This window comes from Stenotrophomonas pictorum JCM 9942 (assembly GCF_001310775.1).
GTDB classification, from domain to species: domain Bacteria; phylum Pseudomonadota; class Gammaproteobacteria; order Xanthomonadales; family Xanthomonadaceae; genus Stenotrophomonas; species Stenotrophomonas pictorum.
On sequence record NZ_BAZI01000800.1, the window covers coordinates 1 to 577 of the forward strand.

Annotated in this window: 1 protein-coding gene; it reads right to left on the bottom strand. The window is 69.3% G+C overall.

All coding sequences use genetic code 11. From position 1 onward, the window contains the following. Positions 1 to 577, bottom strand: a 577-nt coding sequence (locus tag JCM9942_RS17760) for a C13 family peptidase (protein ID WP_218185534.1), incomplete at both ends; no start/stop codon positions are given.

Here is a 577-nt window from a genome sequence, read left to right on the forward strand (position 1 = left end):
CTGGCGCCAGCGCGCCAGTACCGCCTCGATATGCCTGCCGGTGGCGATCTGCGGGTACGACGGCAACTCGCCTTCCTGTCGCTCGCGGCGTTTCACCCTGGTCCGTGCCTGGGCGAAGGCGGCGCTGAAATCGTTGCCGGCATTGAGCGCTTCCACCAGGAAGGCGCGGCCGAACCAGGTGGCGCTGTCGGTATTGCCGCAACCGAACGAGGGCCGGTCCTCGCGCGCGGCGGTGATGATCATGCGGTTGGGCGCCTTGAGCGGCGGCACAAACCCGCCCGAGAAACAGGCCGACACCACGATCACCGCATTGCCGATCTTCGCCTCGTCCAGCAGCTGCGCCAGATCCTGCGGTGACAGGTAATCCTCCTGCTCCGGGCCGGTGCGCAGGTAGAAGCTGTTGTCCGGCAGGCCGTGGCTGGTCAGATAGAGCAGCAGCACATCCTCGGCCGGGTCCAGCGCCTGCCCCAGCCCGTCCAGCGCGTAGCCCAGGCTCTCGAAGGTGGCCTGCGGCGCGGTGCCGTCCGCAGCCGAGCCGGGCGGGGCGTTGATCAGGCTCAGCGTGCGCCCGCCGGTT